Source organism: Polyangium fumosum, assembly GCF_005144585.1.
GTDB classification, from domain to species: Bacteria; Myxococcota_A; Polyangia; order Polyangiales; family Polyangiaceae; genus Polyangium; species Polyangium fumosum.
Genome location: NZ_SSMQ01000042.1, coordinates 90,155 through 110,492, shown reverse-complemented (window position 1 = coordinate 110,492; position 20,338 = coordinate 90,155). Strand labels below are relative to the sequence as shown.

At 67.7% G+C, this 20,338-nt stretch carries 21 protein-coding genes and 1 tRNA gene; 11 read left to right on the top strand and 11 right to left on the bottom strand.

All coding sequences use genetic code 11. From position 1 onward, the window contains the following. The first annotated feature begins 518 nt into the window (after positions 1–518). Positions 519–2,558 carry an AgmX/PglI C-terminal domain-containing protein gene (locus tag E8A74_RS32565; protein ID WP_136933014.1) on the top strand — a complete coding sequence of 680 codons (2,040 nt, stop codon included), beginning with the start codon at positions 519–521 and terminating at the stop codon, positions 2,556–2,558. A gap of 6 nt (positions 2,559–2,564) precedes the next feature. Here the strand turns inward: E8A74_RS32565 and E8A74_RS32560 are convergent, their stop codons facing one another. Further along, the gene (locus E8A74_RS32560) at positions 2,565–3,491 is read right to left on the bottom strand and encodes a LysR family transcriptional regulator (protein WP_136933013.1); all 927 of its coding nucleotides are present in this window, start codon (positions 3,489–3,491) and stop codon (positions 2,565–2,567) included. Between the two features lie 131 nt (positions 3,492–3,622). On the opposite strand from E8A74_RS32560, the gene E8A74_RS32555 reads away from it, so the two are divergent. Next, positions 3,623–4,108 carry a DoxX family protein gene (locus tag E8A74_RS32555; protein ID WP_136933012.1) on the top strand — a complete coding sequence of 162 codons (486 nt, stop codon included), beginning with the start codon at positions 3,623–3,625 and terminating at the stop codon, positions 4,106–4,108. A 30-nt stretch (positions 4,109–4,138) separates the two neighbouring features. Then, on the top strand, positions 4,139–4,825 hold the full coding sequence (locus E8A74_RS32550) for a glutathione S-transferase family protein (RefSeq protein ID WP_136933011.1): 687 nt from the start codon (positions 4,139–4,141) through the stop codon (positions 4,823–4,825). Between the two features lie 13 nt (positions 4,826–4,838). Here E8A74_RS32550 and E8A74_RS32545 read toward each other — a convergent pair whose 3' ends face one another. Both E8A74_RS32545 and E8A74_RS32540 read right to left on the bottom strand, forming a co-directional pair. Beyond that, positions 4,839–5,225, bottom strand: a complete 387-nt coding sequence (locus E8A74_RS32545; protein WP_136933010.1) for a VOC family protein — start codon at positions 5,223–5,225, stop codon at positions 4,839–4,841. Positions 5,226–5,273: 48 nt separating this feature from the next. Continuing rightward, positions 5,274–6,923, bottom strand: a complete 1,650-nt coding sequence (locus E8A74_RS32540) for an MFS transporter (RefSeq protein ID WP_136933009.1) — start codon at positions 6,921–6,923, stop codon at positions 5,274–5,276. 167 nt (positions 6,924–7,090) lie between these two features. Between E8A74_RS32540 and E8A74_RS32535 the strand changes: the two genes are divergently transcribed. After that, positions 7,091–7,450: a GFA family protein gene (locus E8A74_RS32535; RefSeq protein ID WP_136933008.1), complete on the top strand. Its 360-nt coding sequence runs from the start codon at positions 7,091–7,093 to the stop codon at positions 7,448–7,450. A 226-nt stretch (positions 7,451–7,676) separates the two neighbouring features. Here the strand turns inward: E8A74_RS32535 and E8A74_RS32530 are convergent, their stop codons facing one another. The 4 genes from E8A74_RS32530 to E8A74_RS32515 all read right to left on the bottom strand — a co-directional run bounded on the left by E8A74_RS32530 (position 7,677) and on the right by E8A74_RS32515 (position 11,809). Continuing rightward, the gene (locus tag E8A74_RS32530; RefSeq protein WP_211365491.1) at positions 7,677–9,032 is read right to left on the bottom strand and encodes an MFS transporter; all 1,356 of its coding nucleotides are present in this window, start codon (positions 9,030–9,032) and stop codon (positions 7,677–7,679) included. After that, complete coding sequence (locus E8A74_RS32525; protein WP_232379852.1) at positions 9,029–10,204, bottom strand: alpha/beta fold hydrolase; 1,176 nt, start codon at positions 10,202–10,204, stop codon at positions 9,029–9,031. The genes E8A74_RS32530 and E8A74_RS32525 overlap by 4 nt, the downstream gene beginning before the upstream one ends. 23 nt (positions 10,205–10,227) lie before the next feature. Continuing rightward, on the bottom strand, positions 10,228–10,695 hold the full coding sequence (locus E8A74_RS32520; protein WP_136933007.1) for a MarR family winged helix-turn-helix transcriptional regulator: 468 nt from the start codon (positions 10,693–10,695) through the stop codon (positions 10,228–10,230). An 82-nt stretch (positions 10,696–10,777) separates the two neighbouring features. Beyond that, complete coding sequence (locus tag E8A74_RS32515) at positions 10,778–11,809, bottom strand: pyridoxamine 5'-phosphate oxidase family protein (protein ID WP_232379851.1); 1,032 nt, start codon at positions 11,807–11,809, stop codon at positions 10,778–10,780. A gap of 106 nt (positions 11,810–11,915) precedes the next feature. Here E8A74_RS32515 and E8A74_RS32510 point away from each other — a divergent pair, with 106 nt between their 5' ends. Then, entirely contained in the window at positions 11,916–12,632 is a 717-nt protein-coding gene (locus E8A74_RS32510) for a TetR/AcrR family transcriptional regulator (protein ID WP_136933006.1), read from the top strand. Beyond that, a complete protein-coding gene (locus E8A74_RS32505; RefSeq protein WP_136933005.1) occupies positions 12,629–13,549 on the top strand; it encodes an oxygenase MpaB family protein in 921 nt (306 codons plus the stop codon). The genes E8A74_RS32510 and E8A74_RS32505 overlap by 4 nt, the downstream gene beginning before the upstream one ends. Before the next feature lie 18 nt (positions 13,550–13,567). Here E8A74_RS32505 and E8A74_RS32500 read toward each other — a convergent pair whose 3' ends face one another. Then, complete coding sequence (locus tag E8A74_RS32500; RefSeq protein WP_136933004.1) at positions 13,568–14,359, bottom strand: phytanoyl-CoA dioxygenase family protein; 792 nt, start codon at positions 14,357–14,359, stop codon at positions 13,568–13,570. Positions 14,360–14,594: 235 nt separating this feature from the next. After that, the gene (locus tag E8A74_RS32495; protein WP_136933003.1) at positions 14,595–15,293 is read right to left on the bottom strand and encodes an O-methyltransferase; all 699 of its coding nucleotides are present in this window, start codon (positions 15,291–15,293) and stop codon (positions 14,595–14,597) included. 249 nt (positions 15,294–15,542) lie between these two features. On the opposite strand from E8A74_RS32495, the gene E8A74_RS32490 reads away from it, so the two are divergent. From E8A74_RS32490 to E8A74_RS32480, 3 genes are all read left to right on the top strand, one after another. Next, positions 15,543–16,382, top strand: coding sequence for an AraC family transcriptional regulator (locus E8A74_RS32490; RefSeq protein ID WP_136933020.1), 840 nt, complete (start codon positions 15,543–15,545; stop codon positions 16,380–16,382). A gap of 242 nt (positions 16,383–16,624) precedes the next feature. Next, positions 16,625–16,990, top strand: coding sequence for a hypothetical protein (locus E8A74_RS32485; RefSeq protein ID WP_136933002.1), 366 nt, complete (start codon positions 16,625–16,627; stop codon positions 16,988–16,990). Continuing rightward, positions 16,987–17,220 carry a hypothetical protein gene (locus E8A74_RS32480; RefSeq protein WP_136933001.1) on the top strand — a complete coding sequence of 78 codons (234 nt, stop codon included), beginning with the start codon at positions 16,987–16,989 and terminating at the stop codon, positions 17,218–17,220. Before E8A74_RS32485 ends, E8A74_RS32480 begins: the two co-directional genes overlap by 4 nt. Positions 17,221–17,357: 137 nt before the next feature. Here the strand turns inward: E8A74_RS32480 and E8A74_RS32475 are convergent, their stop codons facing one another. After that, positions 17,358–18,266, bottom strand: coding sequence for a LysR family transcriptional regulator (locus E8A74_RS32475; RefSeq protein ID WP_136933000.1), 909 nt, complete (start codon positions 18,264–18,266; stop codon positions 17,358–17,360). A gap of 101 nt (positions 18,267–18,367) precedes the next feature. Between E8A74_RS32475 and E8A74_RS32470 the strand changes: the two genes are divergently transcribed. Together E8A74_RS32470 and E8A74_RS32465 are read left to right on the top strand one after the other, a co-directional pair. Then, positions 18,368–18,697, top strand: a complete 330-nt coding sequence (locus tag E8A74_RS32470; RefSeq protein WP_136932999.1) for a nuclear transport factor 2 family protein — start codon at positions 18,368–18,370, stop codon at positions 18,695–18,697. After that, positions 18,694–19,482: an SDR family oxidoreductase gene (locus E8A74_RS32465; RefSeq protein WP_136932998.1), complete on the top strand. Its 789-nt coding sequence runs from the start codon at positions 18,694–18,696 to the stop codon at positions 19,480–19,482. The genes E8A74_RS32470 and E8A74_RS32465 overlap by 4 nt, the downstream gene beginning before the upstream one ends. 688 nt (positions 19,483–20,170) lie before the next feature. Here the strand turns inward: E8A74_RS32465 and E8A74_RS32460 are convergent. Continuing rightward, a tRNA-Asn gene (locus E8A74_RS32460) sits at positions 20,171–20,246 on the bottom strand. Positions 20,247–20,338: the final 92 nt, after the last annotated feature.

Genomic DNA, 20,338 nt, shown 5'->3' with positions numbered 1-20,338 from the left:
AACTGCGCGATGCGCAGTTCTTCCCACAGGCCGTTGAGACCACGTTGCCGGCTGAACCGTCAGCGCTGCCGTCTTGGCTGGCGGGGTCGCTCGTGGTCTTGACTCGGCCCGTTCGATGAACTGCGCGATGCGCAGTTCATCGACCCTGGGTCCAGCGCCTCGCTGGTCCGGGTCCCGGGGCGGATAGCCCCGGGTGGGGCCTGGGGCAACGCCCCAGCGAGGCGGCCCCGAGATGAGACCCATGCTCAGCCGTGGGCGGGAGCGGGATCCGTCCGCGCGGGGCCGCCCCTGGGACGCCCCTGCGGATCGATCGTGCACGTTCGGGAACCTTGGGTCCGAACGGCTGTCGTTCGAGGCGAGCAGGGAGGAAGCGCCGGTCGAATGTGGGGCTCGGCCCCGTTCATCGGCTCCCTCACGAAGAAAATAGGCTCCGAGCACGAAAAGAAAACCCCCCGAGCCTCTCGCGGGGGCATTTGCCCGCCTCGGCGGGACGGCACGGCAGGAAAGGCTGGCTCACCATGGAAGGCAAGCAAAAGGTCGCGCTCACGTTCGCGCTGTATCAGAATGACGCGCTCGTCCGTCGCGAGACGGTGACGCAAGACATCGTCAAGGTCGGAAAGGATCCGAAGAGCCACCTGCGGGTGGACGATGAACTCGCCTCGCGTATGCACGCGGTCATCGAGGTCGCGTCGCCCGAGGACATCACCCTGATCGATCTCGGCAATGAGCCGGGGACGCTCGTCAATGGCGCGCGCGTCAACAAGGTGAAGGTCAAGGCGGGCGATCAGCTCCAGATCGGCGGCACGAAGATCCTGCTGGAAAAGGCCGAGCCCGTGGCCGTCGCCGCCGGCGCGGCGAAGCCCGGGGCAAACCCGTTCGCGTCGCCCTCGGCGAACCCGTTCGGCGCCCCCGCGGCTCCCGCGGCGTTTGGCGGGGCGAACCCGTTTGGCGCGGCGGCGGCGGCGAGCCCGTTCGGCGGCGGCGATCCGTTTGGCATGCAGAACCCGTTCGCGCAGCCGAAGCCGCCCGCACACGACGAGGTCCCGCACGACGCGCCCGAGGGTTCGTACACGTACCAGCTCGTCAAGAGCGGCCCGGACGTCCCGTCGGACGAGGTCGAGACGCCGTCCGCGTCGGTCGAGGTGATGGTGCTTTGGGATCAAACGGTCCTGAATGTCGCGCACCTGACGCCGCCGCGCTCGTATTACGTGGGCGAGGAGGAGACGAAGAACTTCAAGTGTGATTACTTCGTCCCGCAGGAAAAACTCGGCACGACGCGCGCGCCCGTGGTGCTCGCGGATCGCGGCGGGGCAGTCTCGGTGGTGCTCCTGCCGCGGGCGAAGGGCACGATCGAAATCGCCGGTCAGCCGAAGATGACGGTGCAGCAGGCGATCGACAGCGGAAAGACGCAGCCGTGCGCGGAGCTCTCGGGCGCGTTCCAGATGACGCTTCCGCCCGGCTCGAAGGCGCGGATCGAGGTGGACGGGCTGATTTTCCAGGTGTCTACGGTCAACGCGGGCCGCGTCGTCGCGGGCCACGTGCAATTCGACACGCAGAATTATCTCTATCACGGCCTGTCGACGGCCGTGCACGTGGGCCTGCTCGCCGCGATGGCGTTTTTCATGCCGCCGATGGGCGCGACCGACGATGACGGGGTCTCGGACGATCAAAAGTTCATGATCCAGCAGTTCCTCAATGCCGCGGCGGAGAAGGAGCAGGAAGAGAAGCCGACCGAGATGACGGCGGAGAACAGCGCCGACAACAAGGAAGGCGGCACGGGCACGAAGGCGAAGGGCGAGGAGGGTTCCATGGGGAACCCGACCACGAAGGCGTCGGGCAATCGGTATGGCGTGCAGGGCCCGGCGGACAACGCCGATCCGCACATCGCGCGGCAGGCAGCGCTGCGTGACGCGGCCGAGTTCGGCATGATCGGCCTGCTCAATGCGGGCGCCGGCGGCGATCCGAATGCGCCGACGGCTCCGTGGGGCCGCGACGATTCGCTCGGCAATGACGCGATGTCGGCGCGCGGCAACATGTGGGGCGACAACATCGGCGACTCGTTCGGCGCGGGCGGCCTCGGGTTGTCCGGTATCGGCGAGGGCGGCGGTGGCCGCGGCGAGGGCATTGGCCTCGGCTCGATCGGCACGATCGGGCACGGCGCGGGCACGGGCACGGGCCAGGGCTTCGGCTCGGGTCACGGCAAGCTCTCTGGCTCGCACCGCACGAAGCCCCCGCAGGTGCGCATGGGCGCCACGAGCGTGAGCGGCCGGCTCCCGCCCGAGGTCATTCAGCGCATCGTGCGCCAGAACTTCGGCCGATTCCGTCTTTGCTACGAAAATGGCCTGCGGAACAACCCGAACCTCCAGGGCCGCGTGGGCGTTCGGTTCGTCATTGGCCGTGACGGCGCCGTGTCGAACGTGGGCAATGGCGGTTCGGACATGCCGGACGGCGGCGTGGTGTCGTGCGTGGTCCGCGCCTTCTATGGTCTGTCCTTCCCGCAGCCGGAAGGCGGCATCGTGACGGTCGTGTATCCCATCATGTTCAGCCCCGGCGGCTGAGCCCCGTCAAACCGTGGGGGAGGCCCTCTCGCGGAGGGCCTCCCAGCACCGGTCGTCGAACCATTTGCTCAAAAAATCCAGCAACGCGCGGGTACGTCGGGGCAATCCTTTGCCCTGGGCCGTGACCGCGTGAATGCCGATCTCCCCCCGGCGATGGGCCTCGAGCACGAGGACGAGCCGGCCCGCGGCGACGTCGGACGCGACCATGAACATCGGAATGACCACGAGGCCGAGGCCGGCGATCGCCGCCTGCACGAGGGTGGCGCCGTCGTTCACGGTGAGGTTCCCGTGCACGGGAATGGCCTCGTCGCGGAACCGCCATTCGCCGCTCGCCGGGACGAGCGCATAACGCAGGCAGTTGTGGTTCACGAGGTCCTCGGGTGTCTCGGGTGTGCCTAGACGTTCGAGGTACGAAGGCGCGGCGACGACGACGATCCGGTCCGTGGCGATGCGCCGAGCCACGAAGCTCGCGTCCTTGAGCCGGCCAATGCGGAGGATCAGGTCGAAGCCGCCCTCGATGACGTCGACGAATCGATCGTCCAGCACGAGGTCGATCTCGACCTCGGGGTTCTCGCGGAGGAACGCGGCGAGCGCCTGGACGAGGTACATCCGCGCGAACGTCACGGGTGCGCTGATACGGATGCGGCCGCGGATCACCTCGCTCGCGGCGGAGACGGCGTCCTCGGCGGCGCTCGCGGCTTCGAGGATCCTCTTGCAATGCTCGTAGAAGCGCAGGCCCTCGTCCGTAAGCGCGAGCTTGCGCGTGGATCGGCGCAGGAGCTCGACGCCGAGGCGTTGTTCGAGCCCCGCGATCCGCCGACTCACGGCAGACTTCGCGATGCCGGACTGCGCGGCGGCGGCCGTGAAGGAGCGCGCCTGCACGACGCGCGCGAAGAGGGCCATGGAGGCGAGGGACTCGAGGTCGAACGACATCCCGGCACGATAGCAGGAGGGCGCCCGACGCGGCGCAGGATTGTTGCCCGGAGGAGAACAGTGCTTGCGCCCGGCCTCGCCTAATCGAGGGGGCGACCGCGCGTTACACAAGAGGGGCAAAGGAGATCGTCATGAAGCGACTTCTCGAGACCCAAGAGCAGAACCTCGCCCTCTTCGTGCAGCGCCTCGTCCTCGCGCTCGTCGTGTTCCCGCACGGCGCGCAGAAGCTCTTCGGCTGGTTCGGCGGATATGGCTTCTCGGGTACGATGGGGTTTTTCACGAACACCATGCACCTGCCCGCGCCGCTCGCCCTCCTCGTCATCCTGGGCGAATCGGCCGGCGCGGTGCTGCTCGCGTTCGGCGCGTTCTCGCGCGTGGCCGCGTTCGGGATCACCTCGATCATGCTCGGCGCGATCGTGACCTCGCACGCCCAGCACGGGTTCTTCATGAACTGGTTCGGCGCGCAGCAAGGAGAGGGCTTCGAGTATCACCTGCTCGCGCTCGCGTTGAGCGTGCCCGTGATGGTCTTCGGCGGCGGCAAGTACGCGCTCGATTCGTGGCTCGTCGAGAAGCTTGCGCCCGCGCCGCGGCTGGCCAAAGCTCTCGCGCACGGCTAACGCGCACGGCACCAAACGAAGGAGCACGCCATGTCGCAACTCACCCTCATCAGCCACGAGCTTTGCCCTTACGTCCAGCGCGCCGCCATCGTGCTCGCTGAAAAAGGGGTCGCCTTCGAGCGGATCGACATCGATCTCTCGAACAAACCCGACTGGTTCCTCGCGATCTCACCGCTCGGCAAGGTGCCCTTGCTCCGCGTGCGGGACGAGAGCGGCAAGGACGCCGTGCTCTTCGAGAGCCTCGCGATCTGCGAGTACCTGGAGGAGACGCAGCCGGGACCGAAATTGCACCCGGAGGACCCGATCGAGCGAGCCCGTGACCGCGCCTGGTTCGACCTCGCATCGGGCCTGCTCGGAGACATCTGGGCCCTCGAAACGACGAAGGATGCCGAGGTGTTCGAGGCCAAGCGCAAGGCGATCGTGTCGAAGGTGGAGATCCTCGAAGGCGCGCTCTCGGACGGGCCGTATTTCCGCGGGCGCACGTTCAGCATGGTCGACGCCGTCATCGCCTCGGCGTTCCGATACTTCGAGGTGATCGACGCGATCCGGGACACGCGCGTGTTCGAGAAGGCGCCCCGCGTGCGGGCCTGGAAGGCCGCGCTCGCGGAGCGGCCGAGCGTGAAGGGCGCGGTGCCTGCGAATTACCCGGACAAACTGCGCAAGTTCCTCGCCGGGTACGACGCCTATCTGTTCCGCCTGGCCCCCGAAGGCGCCTGAGCCGCGCCGCCGGTCAGCCCATCGGGGTGCAAAGCTCGACGAGGAACCCGTCGAGATCCCGCACATAAGCAACGGTTTGTCCCCAAGGCTTGGTCTTGGGCGCGCTCACCGCCGCGGCGCCCGCGGCGACGGCGACCTCGAAGGCCGCGGGGACGTCGGGCGTGGTGAGCGCGATCTCGACCGCGGCCGCAAGCTCGGTCGGCCGGCTCGCGCGAAACGAAAAACCGTGGGAGCCGGCGAGGGATTCGCTCACGAAGGCGAGCGCGGTGGAGCCCGTCTCCATCTCCGCATATTGGTTCGATTCGTGGACGAACCGCCGCGTGAGCCCGAAGGCCCGCTCGTAGAACACGACGGCCGCCTCGACATCTTGCACGTAGAGAATGACGTACCCGAGCTTCATGGCGGCGGCTTGTATCACGGGCCCGGCGCGGGGTTCAAGGGGGGTTTGTCACGGTTCTTCCCGGTGCGCGCGATCCGCGATTTCGAGGCCACGCGCGCGGGCCGCGGCCGCCGAACGCGCGTCGACGAGGTGCACGACGCCGGCGTCCTCGGAGAGGGCGCGCATACGATCGAGGAGCGCCTTGTCGGCCGCGACGGCGCGGCGGTGCTGGCGGAGATGCTCGGCCCACGAGGCGACGAGAAACGTCTCGACGAGCCGGTCCTTGCTGCCGAGGTCTTCATAAAGCGCCCAATCGATGGCCCCGTCGCGGCGCCGGAGGGATTCGAGATCCGCGGCGAGCGAGAGGAATTCGACGCGGTGTTCCGGCCGGACGACATACCGGCGCTCGACGAGCACGGGGCCGGCGTCGATGTCGATCGGGGCTTCGATCACGGGCTCGGGCCATGCGTCGAAGCTCGCGACATCGTCCTTCCGCGCGGCGCCGAGTTTCCAGCGGAGCGCCGAGAGCAGGCCGAGGAGGACGCAGGCGGCGGCCACCGAGAGCGTCGCGGCGCTGCCGATACGCCCGGCGAGCGTGCCCCACCCGAAGCTGCCGAGCCCGAGTCCGCCCTGAAACACCAGGAGGTAAAGGCCGAGCGCGCGCGATTGCACCCAGCCCGGCGCCGCCGAGCTCGCGGCGACGTTGAAGCTCGACATGATGCTGATCCACGCGACGCCCGTGGCGAGCATGGCTGCATAAAGCAAGGCCTCGATCCGGACGTGTGCGAGGAGGCTCATCGAGCCGGCATAGACGACCGTTGCAATGGCGACGAGGCCATCGGATCCGAGTTTTTGACGCGCGCGTGGCATGACGGCGGCGCCGGCGAGCGCGCCCGTGCCAATACAACCGAGCAGGATGCCAAACCGCAGGGGGGTCATGTGGAGCTCGCGTCGCGCGACGACGGGGAGCAGCGCCCACAATGCGCTGCCGGCCACGATGAAGGCCGCTGCACGAAAGAGGACGGCACGGAGCGCAGGTGCCCGGCGCGCAAAACGAAGGCCTGCCACGATCGCGCCCACGATACGCTCGGGCGGCAAGGTCGCCTTCGTGGCGGGCGGTTTCCAGCGGAGCACCTGAAGGACGACGACGAAGAACGCGAGCGCGTTGAACGTATACACGGGCCCGCTGCCCGCGAGGGCGAGGCCGATACCGCCGATGGCGGGGCCGAGCGCACGCGCGACGTTGACGGCGACGCCGCTCAAGGTGACGGCCGAAGCGAGCTCGGCCTTGTCGACGAGCGACGGGAGAATGGCCTGCCAGAGCGGCGCCGAGAGCGCGGAGCCGAGGCCGAGGGCAAACGTGAGCGCGAGGAGGCTCGTCGGACCGAGGAGCCCGGCAAACGAGAGCGCCGCGAGCAGGGTCGAAACGAGCACCATCCACGCGGCGAACGACGCGAGGAGCCTCCGGCGATCGAAGATGTCGCCGAACGCCGCCGCAGGCAAACCGATCAGGAAGACGGGCAAACTCGAAGCCGTCTGGAGCAGCGCCACGTACACGGGCGCCGTCCCAAACGACGTCATGTCCCAGCTCCCCGCCGCATTCTGGACCCAGAGCCCGACATTCGAGGCGAGTGCGCCGAACCACAAGGATCGAAATACCTCGCGGCGTAGCGGCGCCCACGCGTCGGGCGCCACGGGTTCACTTGTCGCTGCCATCATCGCGGTGGTTCTCTCTCGACGCGGAGCCTGTCGAGCATGGGCCGAGCCTAGCACGACGCCGCTTTCTTGCGTGTCCGGTCGGACGATGCACTTCCCCGTGGACCCGGGGCGCGCGCTCGGACAAACTGCGGCGCGCGTCAGGACGACGCACGAGGGAGGTCGAACACATGACCGAGACGAAGACGTACACGGGCGGGTGTCACTGCGGGAAGGTTCGTTACGAGGTGAAGGCCGGCATCCAGGATGTGGTGTCGTGCAATTGCTCCATTTGCATGAAGACGGGCTCGTTCCTGGCCTTCGTGCCGGCCGCGGCGGTCACGGTCCTCTCGGGCGGGGACGTCGTCACGGATTATCAGTTCGGCAAGAAACACATCCACCACCAGTTCTGCCCGTCCTGCGGGGTGCGCTCGTTCGCGCGCGGCGCGATGCCCGACGGCACCGAGATGTACGCGATCAACGTGCGCACGATCGACGACGTGGACCTCAGCGCGTTCAAGGTGAAGGAGTTCGACGGGAAGAGCCTCTGACGAGGCGCGAACGCGCTGTATCGAGTCACGTCTCCAGGTTGCCGACCACGCGCTGCAAAAGGCGCACGAAGAGCGCCTTCTCCTCCGCGCGGAAGCCGGCCATCGCTTTCTACTCCAACGAAATCAGTGCCGCCTTCGGCCGTCAAGGCGAAGGCGGCATCCCCTCCACGGTCTTCGAACGCGACGCGCCCCCGCTCGCGCGCTCGCAGGGCGGATTTCGGCTTGATCAGGCCGTGCGGGGCGCTCGGAGCGCGAAGGACGACAGGCAGGTGACGAGGCCAAAGCCCGCGATCGAGAGCCACGCGGGAGCATACTGAGAGGCCAGGGTCGCCGTCCCGGTGAGCGCCACGAAGAGCGCGACGCCGACAGCCCCGCCGAGCTGGCGCGCCGTGTTGAGAATGGCGGTGCCCGTCGCGTATTCGGACGCCGGGAGGGATGCCGTTCCTCCCGCGAGGAAGCCCGTCTGCGCGATCCCCGCGGCCGCACCAAAGAGGAGCGACGCGGGCAGGAAGTGCGTCGGCCATGCAGGCGCCTCGTCAAGCATTGCGTACCACCAAAACGACGCGAGGACGAAGAGGCAGCCCCCCAGGATCGTCGCATACCTCGGCGACACGTTTCGCCGGCCCGCCACGAGCGCGGTGACGGCCGCCGTCGCGGGTCCCCACGCGAATCCCGCGCCGGCAACGAGCGTGTCCCAGCGCCAGACCGAAGTGAGGAACAACGTGCCTCCGAGGAGCATCATCGCAAAGCCGATGTAAAAGCAGCCCATGCCGATCGTGGCGACCGCGAATGTCGGGATGCGAAAGAGTCGCAAATCGAGCGCGGGGGACGCGGATGTCCGGCAGCGCCATACGAACCACGCGAGGAGGACGACGCCGACGGAGGTCGTCACGACGAACCGCGGGCTGGCGAGGCCCCACTCCGGGGCATAGGAAATGGCCGCGACGATCGCGCCGATGCCGAGCGCGAGCAAGGAAGAGCCCCAAAGATCCGGCGTCTTCCCTCCCCCATAATCGGTGTCGACGAGCCCTTTGCTCCGCCAGGTCGCCACGGCGACGAACGGCACGTTGATGAGGAAAATCAGGCGCCAATCGAGATGGACGAGCGCACCGCCGACGACCGGGCCGAGCGCGGCCGCGACCGCGCCGGTGGCCGCCCACACGCCGACCATTTGCGTGTGTTTGTCGCGCGGATAGGCCGCGAGGACGAGGCCGAGGCTCGTGGGAACCATCATCGCCGCGCCGACGCCCTTGATGGCGCGCGCGAAAACCAGCATCGCGACGCTCGGGGCGAGCGCGCACGCCGCGCTCGCGATGCCGAACACGACGAGGCCGAGGCGAAAAACACGCTTGCGCCCATACCGATCGGCGAGTCGACCCGAGGGGATCATCATCGCGGCGAAGAGGATCGAGTATGCGGAGAGGACCCAGGAGAGCGCCTGGTTCGTCGTGTCGGGGAAGCTCTCCTTGATCGACGAGAAGGCGATGTTGACGACGAAGAGATCGAGCGACGAAAGGACGCTCGCGATCCCGACGACGAGCAACGTCTCGATGGGTCGAGGTTTCGAGGAGGAGGTCGTCACGGGGTGGCTCCTTCGAGCTCGGCGAGGAACGCGCCCAGCCTTGGGGCCCATACCTCGGGGTGCGCTTGCGTGAAGTGGCCGAACGATGCGGTCGTGCCGGGCTGGATGACGTATTTCCCGCGAGGAACACGCCGCATGCTCGATTCGAGGATGCCGAGCGAGACGGGATTGAACTCGTCGTCGGCGAAGTTGAGCGCGAAGACGCGGGTGCGAATGCGCTCCAGCGCCGGGCTCGGGTCGTAGTCGCGCGAGGCTTCGAGCGCGTAAAGGATGTCGTTTGCGTCCATACGAGCGGCCTGCGCGGACGCATCGCGGACGAACGTGTCGGCGGCGTCGCGGTCGGGCACGGTCTCGTGGAGGTGGGGGACGCCGTCGAGCATCATGCGGAAGACGGGGAATGCCTCGGTCCACCCGCGCGGCGGGCTCGTGTAGTTGCCGTCGGCCCACGTGGGGTCCTTTCGAATGTGCAGGGCCACGAAGCGTCGCCAGATCAGGTTGCGCCCCGAGATGGGCGCCGGGAGGGCGACGATCGGGACGATCGCGTCCATGAAATCGGGGTAGCGCACGGCCCATTGCCACGCGTTCATCCCGCCCATGGACAGCCCCACGATGGCGTGGAGATGGTCGAGGCCGAGCGCCTCGGTGACGGTGCGGTGCTGCAAGCTGACGATGTCCTCGTATCCGTACGAGGGGAACCGCGCGCGCATCCCGTCGCTCGGCTTGCTCGATCGTCCGTGCCCGAGCGCGTCGATGAAGACGAGGTAATGACGCGCGAGATCGAGCGGTTTGCCCGGCGCATAGAGCGCGTCCGCGAAGGCACGCCCCTGCAGGACGTCGCCGCTCGAGCCCGTCCAGTGGAGCATCAAGACGGCGTTGACGATACGCCCGCGGTCGTCGCGGCGCGGCGTGCCGGCCGTCGCGTAATGGATGCGGACCTCGTCGAGCACGCGGCCGTCGGCGAAATGCACGTCGTGGAAGACGGCCGTGCCGTCGCTCGCCGCGATCACGCCCGCCGAGGTGAAAGGAGCGGCTGTCGTCGGCTGCGGGCTCGACGACGGCCGGGCCGGCGTTTCGGGGGGCGGAGAGGCCACGCACCCGGCGCCGACGAGGCCCAGCGTGACCATCACCCATGTCGATAGGTGCATATGCACTTTTTTGAGACGGCGATTCATCGAGGTCCTCCTTGGGGACACCTTCAGGTGCGAACGGCTTCGACGGCCCGTGCGAGCTGCCGACGAAGCTCGGCGGCGTCTTCCGCGCCGAAAGCGTGTTCGAATCGGGCTTGCGCGCGCGCCCACGCGACGCGCGCCTCCTGGAGCTTCGCCGTTCCCGCCGGCGTGAGCCGGAGCTCCCGGACCCGACGGTCATGCGCGGCGACGCCCATCACGACGAGGCCCTCTCGTTCGAGGGGCTTCAGGTTATGGGCGAGCGTGGTCCGATCCATCACGAGCGCCTCGGCGAGGTCCTGCACCGTCGCCGGGGCGATACGCGAGAGGCGGGAGAGGACGGCGTACTGGGTGGCGCGAAGCCCCGTCCCCGCGAGCTCCTCGTCGTAGAGCTGCGTGATCTGGCGAGCCGCCTGGCGCACGGCGAGGCAGTTGCAGAGGGTCTCGCTGGAGGCGAGTGGTGCTTCCGTGGGCCGGCCACCCGTCGAGGACGCCATGGCCCCTCATCTAAGTGCATATGCACGTGTCTGTCAAGCCAAGCGCACGCGCCCGTCCCGCCCGAGGCGCAGGGGCCCTTCGTCAGTAGCGGTTCTTTTCGTAGTCCTGCTCGAGCGCCCAGCCGATCACGGTCTTCGAGGCGAGCGCGCGCACGGCGGAGGCCGCGAGGCCCTTCTGCTTGTTTAGCTTCAGGTGGTCGATGCAGACCTCGGCCATCTTCGGCAGCTCGCTGCGGGGTACGTGGCGTGACGTGTTCCAGAGCTGTGCGTCGCGCACGGCCGCGCTGGGGACGAGGCGCGCGAATTCGACGTCGAGCAGCATCGAAAGCTTCGGCGGTTTGTTCTCGACCACCATCGACGAGAGCAAGGTCGGGTCGGTGGTGAGCGAGGCGCGGCCCGAGAGCTCCACCACACGATCGTCGCCGGGCCGGAGCGCGAGCAGCGCGACGCGTGGCTGTTCGAGCAGATTGTGGAACGTGTCGGTGCGCCGGTTGCCCGGTCGGTCCGCCACGGCGAGCCGGCCTCGTGCGTCGACTTTGAGGAACCCCGGCGGATCTCCTTTGGGGCTTGCGTCGCCGGCGCCCTGCGCATCCCACGAGGTCAGCGTCACGAAGGGTGTGTGGGAGAGGAACGCCAGCACCTCGGCGTCGGCCAGCGGCCCCGAGGGAGCGGCGAGCCGCGGGAGCGAGGTTTCCACCGGCTTTTCCCACAACGAGGACCGCAGAATCGACTTCGCGCAGTGCATGAAGGCCTCCTCGACGGTGACCGTCAGCTCCGCGCCGTCGAGGGAGGGCCGGCCATTCACGCGCAGCGTCTCGCCCAGCCCCGGAATGAAGAAGAGGAGCGAGCACCCGGTGCGAACATCGATGGCCGCGGGCTCGGGCAACGTAAAGCGCAGGTGCGTTCCTTCGATGGAGCGCGCAAAGCCTGGGGGGCCTCCCACCGGCCACGCGCGCGCGCGGCCGTCGGCGTCCGCGAAGCCCAGCACGGCGAACGGCGAGCGCGCGAGGAGACGCACGCAATGCACGTCGAGCATGTCGATGGCCTTCATCAAGACCGGAAGGGGTCTGCTGCCAACGACCTGCTCCAGCGCTTCGATGGTCTTCAACTCCACACCCTCATCCTGCGCTTCTTGATGATGACTTGCAACTTCATTTTGTTCGGGCGCGTCCGCCGCATTTTTCTTGCAGTTAGTGAATGACTAACTAAGGATCAGGGCCGTGCCGCTCTCTGCCGAGTCCGAAGCGACGTTCACCCGCATCCTCGACGAAGCCGAGGCGCTGTTCGCGACGCGCGGTTATCGGCGTACGCGGCTCTCGGAGGTCGCCGCGGCCGTCGGGGTCAGCGAACCGGCGCTCTACCGTTACTTCCGCGGCAAGGACGCGTTGTTCGAGCAGGTGTTGCGGCGCGCCGCCGCCTCGCCGGATCCTTACGAGCCCCCTCAAAAACTCCCGGTGCCGAACCCCGAGCCCGGCCAGATCGAGTCCTTCCTGCGCGCCTTCTTCGAAACGAGCCGCCGCGTGGCAGCCCTCGAGCACGCGCTCCGCGGGCCCGCTCCCAGCACGACCGCCGAAGCGCGCACGGAGCTCGCCGGGGTCGTCGGCGGGCTCTTCGACCTGGCGACGAGGTATCGGGCGGGGGCGCGCATCATGAATGCGAGCGCGCTCGAATCCCCCGAGCTCCGGCATATCTGGGACGAGAACGTCCGCGGGTATTTGACGGGCGCCGTGGAGCGCTACCTCGGCCAGCGGTCGGCCGAGGGTCTGCTCGTTTTGCCCACGGATTCGAGCGACGCGGCCTGCGTCCTCGCCAGCCTCGTGACGAGTTACGCGGTGCAAGAAGTCGATCTCGGGCTGCCCGGCTCCGTCGAGCACCGGCGCGAGGTCGTCGTCGCGTCCGTCGTCGCCATGCTCGAACCCAGAAAGGTCATCCGATGAAGCTGCCCATCTTTCTGCGCACACGCCGCTGGGACGACGAGATCGCCCGGCTCGATCCCGAGCGCGATTACGAGGCCATCATCTTCGCGCTCTCGAACCATGTCTTCCCGTTCGAGATCCTCCTCGCGATGGAGATCGCGCAGCTCAGGACCTTCACGATCCCGACCATCAGCAAGCTGCTCCATGCGACCGGGCAGTACGAGCGCGAGGGGCCGAAGCGGCTCGACGACACGAAGGCCATTCTCAGCGAGATCCACCGGCCCGGCCTCGAATCACGCGCGAGCCGCGAGATGGTCGAGCACCTGAACCGCATCCACGGGCTCTACCGGATCTCGAACGACGATTTCCTCTACACGCTGAGCACCTTCGTCTTCGATCCCATCCTCTTCATCGACAAATGGGGCCATCGGCCCATGACGGAGAAGGAGAAGGACGCGTTTTACTTCCTCTACCGGCGGCTCGGCGAGCTCATGCACATCCGCGACATCCCGCAGAGCCGCGCGGCGTTTTTCGCATGGCGGCAGGACTACGAGCGCCGCGCGCAACGCTACACGAGCGAGAACGAGGCTGTCGCGCGGGGTCTGCTCATCGCCGTGCAGGGCCTCTTGCCGCCGGCACTCGTGCCGATCCTCGAACCCGCGGTCGTTTTCCTCACGGCGGATACCGGGTTCCGCGACGCGCTGGGGCTCCGCGAGCCCGACCCTGGCCTCGCGCGCTCCCTTCGCGTGTTCTTCGCCGTCTATCGCCGCGCCGCGCGCCACGTCTCGCTCTACGAGGAGCGTAAATTCGAGGACAGCGACATCTACCGGAACTACCCGACCTACCCCGAGGGGTATGATCGGCTCCGCCTCGGCCCCACCAAAGTGCTCGAAATTCTCGCAAAGAGGGGGGCCGAGCGAGCCGTCGCCGGAGAGTAGAGCTACCCGCGGGCGAATTCAGTCGAGGGCGAGGCGGATGGCCCGCTCCACCGCGGAGGCCTGGCCGTCCGTACGGCGGGGGTCGAAAGGCCCACGCGGCAGCAAGGCGGGCTGGGCGAGGAAACGTGGAACGCGGCCACGATGCGGCTGCGCCGCGTGCACCAGGAAGGGGTGGCAGAGGTAAACGGTCCCCGCGCGGCCCGTGGCGAGCGCCTCGGGCAGGTGCGCGGATTCGCGGAACTCCGTGCTCGCCAGCTCGCCCAGCGTGAGGCCACGCTCTCCGTGCGGCGCGAGGCGGCGCGCGATTTCGACGTGCGAGCCGACGCGAAGGCGCGTGGGCGCGTCGTCGTCGCCGACATCGGAGAAAAGAAAGAGCATCAAGAGCGCTCGCCCTCTCGATGAGACGTTGGCGCGCCATTCGAGAAAGTTCGGCTCATTCTCCCAGCCGAAGCTGGGATCGATATGCCATCCGCAATCCCCCGGATCCTCGGGCGACGGGAAGCGAAGGGGGAACGTTCCAAGGCTTACGCGGGGCAACCAGCGATCGACGCCGACGAGCGAATCGAAGGCGCTGAGGAGCTTCGAGGTGTTCGCAGCCGCTCGAAAGGGCGGCGCGGCGAGCTCGCCGAGACGAACAACGGGTCGGGTCCAGGTGGACGGCGCGTCGGGCGCACAGCCCGCTGCGAGCCACAAGACGGCGCGACACGCATCGGCGATGTCGCGGGGGAAGGCGTCGTCGATACGGACGTAGCCTTCGTGGACGAATTGATCAATTTGCGCTTCCGAAAGCGCAGCCTGACGATCGGGCATGACGATTCTCCTGCAAATGGGCCAAGACGTGGCGCGCACTTGCTCCGATGGGGGGGGCAAGCGCACACGGCGAGTCATGCGGGCCTGGGGGCCACGCTCAGCCGAGCAAGAAGACCGCGAAGCGCATCGTCATCGAGACAGAGGATGCCGCTCCTCACGCACCAACGCAAGCGATACGTCGCCGGGGCGTTCGATAAACGCCGCAACGCGCGTCGGGGCTGCCGCTCGTTCCCGATCACCCTGGGCGCGCCGGTTGCCGAACCGAGTACTCGGTGCCCGCGCGGAAGGGGATCGTCATCGACGCGAAGCCGTGGCGCGGATCGCGCACGTAGGCGACGTAGTCGCGGTAGTCGGCCTTGAAGACGCCGACGTTGTCGGTCACCACCACGGCGCCCGGACGCAGGGCCGGGGCGACGAGCTTCAGCACGTCGAGGGCGCGCAGGGGAAACCCATCGTTCAGCATGAAGTCCACCTCGCCGAGGTCCGCCTGCAGCGTGTCCATTGCGTCCCCCACGCGAATCTCGGCGAAGGACGCGAGCCCTGCCTCCTCCAGGTTCGCCTGCGCGCGCCGCGCCTTCTCCGGCACGAGCTCGGTGCCGATGACGCGGCCGCCGCCGTTGTCGCGTACCGCCGCCGCCAGCCACAATGTCGAGACGCCGAAGGACGTGCCGAACTCGACGATCGTCCTGGCGTGGAGCGCCCGCGCCGTCAGGTAGCAGAAGGCTCCCTGGTCGCGCTCGATTGCGATGTATTTGTCGGCGAAGTCGCGCTCCGTGCCCGGGGCGTCGACGCGGCGGCCGAGGAGCATCCGCGGCAGCTTCGGCAGGAAGTGGAGGAGGACACTCGGCACCTGCCGGTCGGCCTCGTCGTGGAGACGCCGCAGCACGGCGCGCACCCGCGCGTCGGGCAGGACGGTCAAGGGTTCGGTTTTCATGATGGGCCTCGGGTCAAGGACACACATTCTCGGAGCATTCGCTCGCCCTCCTCCCAGGCATTGCCTGATGCCCGAAGGCGCGGTGGAAGGCGCAGCCATGGGGGAGCATCCAAGCATCTGGCGCCGTTGACCGCATTGCGAAATCATGACAAATTGTTTTGCAAAACGGCCATGGCAGCGAAGCGGCAGAATGCGACAGCGGCACGGGGCGCGCCTCCGGCGGGCTGGACGGTTCACGGAGACGTCCAGGTGACGAACGAGCCCGCGGCGTCTTCGCTCGCGTCGCTCGCGAGCCGTTTCGCGCTCGAGGCCCCTGGGCGTGTGAAGACCGCGATCGCGCGGCCGGCGAACGCGATGGGGCTCAGCATGGCGAGCGGCGGGCTCGAGAGCGAGCCTCACGCGCACCGCGAATCGCAGCTCATGTACCTGGTGCGCGGGGAGCTCATCTGCGAAGCGTCGAGCGCCCTCTGGATCGTGCCGCCGCAATCGGCGCTGTGGATCCCCGGGTCCGTGACGCATCGGATCCGCGCGCGCGCGCCGCTCGAGGGTTACAGCGTCTTCCTCGAGCCCGGCGCGGCGCCGAATCTCCCGCAGGATTGCTGCGCGGTGTCGGTGACGCCGCTCTTCCGCGAGCTCTTGCTTCGCCTGGCGACGCGCCCCGCGCTCTACGACCTCGAAGGACCGGACGCGCGCCTGGTGAGCGTGCTCCTCGACGAGCTCGCGACGGTTTCGATCGAGAAGCACCGCCTGCCGATGCCGACCGATCCGCGGCTCCGTCGTTTGGTGGATGCGATGACCGCCGATCCGGCGAACGGCGCGACGACGAAGACGTGGGCGAAGCGAATCGGCGTCGGCGAGCGCACCTTGAACCGTCTCTTGGTCGAGGAGACAGGCTTGAGCTTCGGCCGCTGGCGCCAGCAGCTCCACATCATCCTCGCCCTCCAGAAGCTCTCCCGCGGCGCGACCGTGCAAAGCGTGGCGCTGGACCTCGGCTACGAGAGCGCGAGCAGCTTCGTGACCATGTTTCGCAAAGCTCTCGGGACGTCGCCCGCGCGGTACATGGCGAGCCGCCTGGCCACGCTGGCTTGAACGTCGTCAGCGGCGCCTTCACGCCCTCGGCGCTCGCGACGCGAAAACGGGGGGGAGAAACACAACGGCCCCGGAGATGGCTCTCCGAGGCCGGTAGGAACGTGGTTCGCGCTTCCGCGAACCTGCTTGATTGGCTCCCCAGCGCAGTCTCTGGCGCGAACTTTCGGACCGTGTTCACGGCCGAGGTTGGGAAGCCAGCGAACTCGAGGGCAGGCAGCTTCAGTAGCTTGTCTCCTCCCCCGGTGGTCGGTCATGTGGCCCTGGCGGCGGAGTTCCAGAATCTTCTTGACACCGGGGACGTTCGTTCTCGGACCGAGCTCGCGGAACGCTTCGAACTGACCCGGGCGCGGGTCACGCAGCTGCTCAACCTCCTGAGCTTGGCGCCGGAGGTGATCGCGTTCGTTCGGGCGCTGCCGCCGGGAACGCCTGCGCGGCAGGTGACCGAGCGTGGTCTACGGCGTCTCACGAGTCTGCCGGTCGCCAAGCAGATCGCGCGCGCCAAGGCGTGCCTGCCAGGGTTCGCCGCGTTCCTCACGAGCAGCGTCGAGCCGGCCACCACGCGTGGGGTGGAGCGCGCGACGAAGCGGTGCTCAGGACAGCAACGATGATGCGGAAGCACAGAGACATGCAGATGAAGGACAAGAAGAACGGCTCGAGGTTCACGACGCGCATGAGGAGTCAGAGCCACGAGAACGTCCGCGAGATCCCGCTCGTCGACATCGTGGTGCCCAAGCGCCGGGCGCGGCGGCTCCGCGACGTCACGCCGCTCGTCGAGTCGATCGGCCACGTCACCGTCCCCGCCGCGACGTCCGCGGAACAGCAGGCTACGACGGGCTGAGTGGACCTCCACGCCCGCGAGCATGCGCGCCGCGGAGGCGTCCCGCCACGACGGGGTTCATGCAGGGGATACCGTCTCGCGAGTCCCGGATCGGGCGTGGCGCCGATGCGGGTCGCGCCTTGCCGCGACGGTCCCCGTCACGCGTACTTTTTGCCGCGCCTTCTACCTATCTTTAGAAAGTCGATCAGCACCTTGAGCTTGGGGGCGAGGTTCAGCCGGCTCGGGTAGTAGAGAAAATAGCCCGGGATGTGCGGGCAATACCCATCGAGCACCCGCACGAGTCGCTTCTCGGACACGAGCCCGCTCACCATGTCTTCGAAGACGTAGGCGAGTCCGACGCCCTCGACGGCGGCGTCTACCAATACCGACCCCTCGTTGGTCACGACGCGGCCGTCGACGACCAGGTCGAACTCCTTGTCGCCCTCGACGAACTTCCACCGGGCGACTGCGCCCGTCGACATGCGCAGACCAATGCACTCGTGCCCGTGAAGCTCGCGCGGATGCGTGGGCTTGCCTCGGCGCGCGAAGTAGTCCCCTGAGCCGACGACCACGAGGCGCTGGTCCGGGCTGACGCGAACAGCGATCATCTCGCGATCGAGGCTGTGGCCGAGGCGAATCCCCGCGTCGAAGCCTTCGACTACGATGTTCGACAGCGCCTCCTGGAGACAGATGTCGATTCGGATGTCGGGGTACGCGGCGAGAAAGGCCGCGAGCTTCGGCTTGATGACGTCGTTGTAGCCGGTTCGGAGCATCGTCAGGCGCAACAGACCCGATGGGCGTCCGTTCATGGCCATGAGCGACTCGAACGCGGCGTCGATGCCGTCGAATGCAGGCCTGAGCTGCCCGATGAAGTGCTCACCGGCCTCGGTCAAACCGACGTTGCGTGTGGTCCGTTGAAGCAGGCGCACACCGACGCGCTCTTCGAGGGCGCGAACGATCTGACTAACGGCAGATGGCGTCACCCCCAGCTCGGCGGCCGCCGCCCGGAAGCTCCGCTTTTCGGCCACGCAGAGGAGGGCCCGAAGCCCGGATAGGTCGTCACGCATTGTTTAGCCTGGCTACATATAGCATGCACGATTCCGCGCGTTCTCTTTTTAGTTGGGCGAGACTAGTGTCTCCGAAGCGAACAACGCAGAGGAGAACACTCATGACGCCCGCACTCCCCAAACCCATAGCCGCCTATGTCGAGGCAAACGCACAACTCGATGTGGACGGCATGCTGAAGCCTTTTGCCACCGATGCGGTCCTTTTGGACAACGGAAAACGTCACGAGGGCCACGCCGAGCTGCGAACCTTGTTTGAAGACGAGGTGATCGCCGTCAAGGCGATCTTCACGCCGGATGCCGTTCGCCACGAGGACGGTCAGGTCGTGGTCGAAGGTCTTGCCCATGGCGACTTCAAGGGCAGCCCGATCCGCTTCACCTATCGCTTCACGCTCGAAAACGACGCTATCAAAGCACTGGGGATCACGATATGAACATCAAAGCTAATCCCTCGGAGTTCGCTGGAAAACGTGTGCTCGTCAGCGGCGGCAGCAAGGGTCTGGGCCGCGCCACCGTCGACCGCTTCCTGGCCGGGGGCGCCCGGGTTATCACCGCAGCCCGCGGAACCCTGGAGCCCATCGACGGCGTCGAGTTCGTCCGCGCGGATCTGACGACGGCCGAAGGCGGCGAGACCCTGGCCAAGGCGGCGCTCGAGCGTATGGGCGGCGTCGACATCCTCGCCCACGTGATCGGTGGCTCGGCCTCGCCGGGCGGCGGCTTTCTCGCGCTGACGGACGATCACTGGCTCGCCGAACTGAGCCTGAACCTCATGGCCACGGTCCGCCTTGATCGCCTCTTGGCTCCGCAGATGATGGAACGGGGTGCCGGCGCGATTGTGCATATCACCTCTATCCAATCCATCCTGCCGCTCCCCGAATCGACCACTGCCTACGCCGCCGCAAAGGCCGCGCTCAGGACCTACAGCAAGTCGATCTCCAAAGAGCTGGGGCCGAAGGGCGTGCGGGTCAACGCCGTCTCCCCCGGCTGGATCATGACCGAGTCGTCCGTCGACATGCTGAAGCGTCTGCAGGCCGCCAATGGCGGCACGGTCGAGGAGGCGCGGCAAGGAGTCCTTGATGCTCTGGGCGGTATCCCGATCGGGCGTGCAGCCGAGCCCGAAGAGGTTGCCGATCTCATTGCCTACTTGGCTTCGGATCGCGCCGCCGCGATCCACGGCGCCGAGTTCATCATCGACGGCGGCACCGTCCGGACCGTCTGACGTGGGCGTCTGCGCCGGGACGCTGTACCGGTGGCGGCATGATAGGCTGCACGGCGTTCTGGTGAAGGACGAACCGGTCCCCCGGGACCGGTGAGCGCCCGCCCAAAGCCCTGCTTCGGAGGCGAAGTGCGCCGCAGGCGAACGAAGACTCCGGATTCGGCGCGGCCCGCTGGTGGCTCTTTCGGCGCCTGCCGCCCGCGATGGCGATCCCGTTTGGACAGAGTTCGGTTGCGGTGCCCGTCGCGCACAAGGCTCCCACGTGCGCGCCGCAGCCCCCGAACGCGCCCACGCCCCGGACCACTGCGCTCGGCGCGCCACGCGCCAACGTGGGGGCGCCCGTTCCGCGCTCGCATGGGACAGCGCCGCGTTGGTCAACAGTCCCACCCTGCGCGGGACAGTTGATCGCCGGGGCACTGTCCCGGAAACGGAGCGTCGGCTGTTAACCGCGTCTCGGCTTCTCTCTCCCCACGGGACCGAGATGAGAGCGCGAAAGCCGTCCCGCACGCGCTCGCCGCGCTCGTCTTCACGCACGCGGCGCTCTCCGTGCGATCGCCATCCTGGCGCACGCGACGCTCGCCGAGGCGCAAACCCTCGGGGAATCAGGGGAGAAAAGGCAACGGCCCCGGAGCTCGCTCTCAGGGGCCGCTGTTTACTGACGCCTCTCGCAATGTTCGCGAGGAGGAAGAAATGGCTCCAGCTGCTGGACTCGAACCAGCGACCCGGCGGTTAACAGCCGCCTGCTCTACCGACTGAGCTAAGCTGGAATGGCGTCGAAACGGACCGCGAGGATACCCGCGGAGCTTCGTCCGTCAAGAACTTTTTTCGAGCCCACGCGAAGATCACCTCCCGGCCCGGC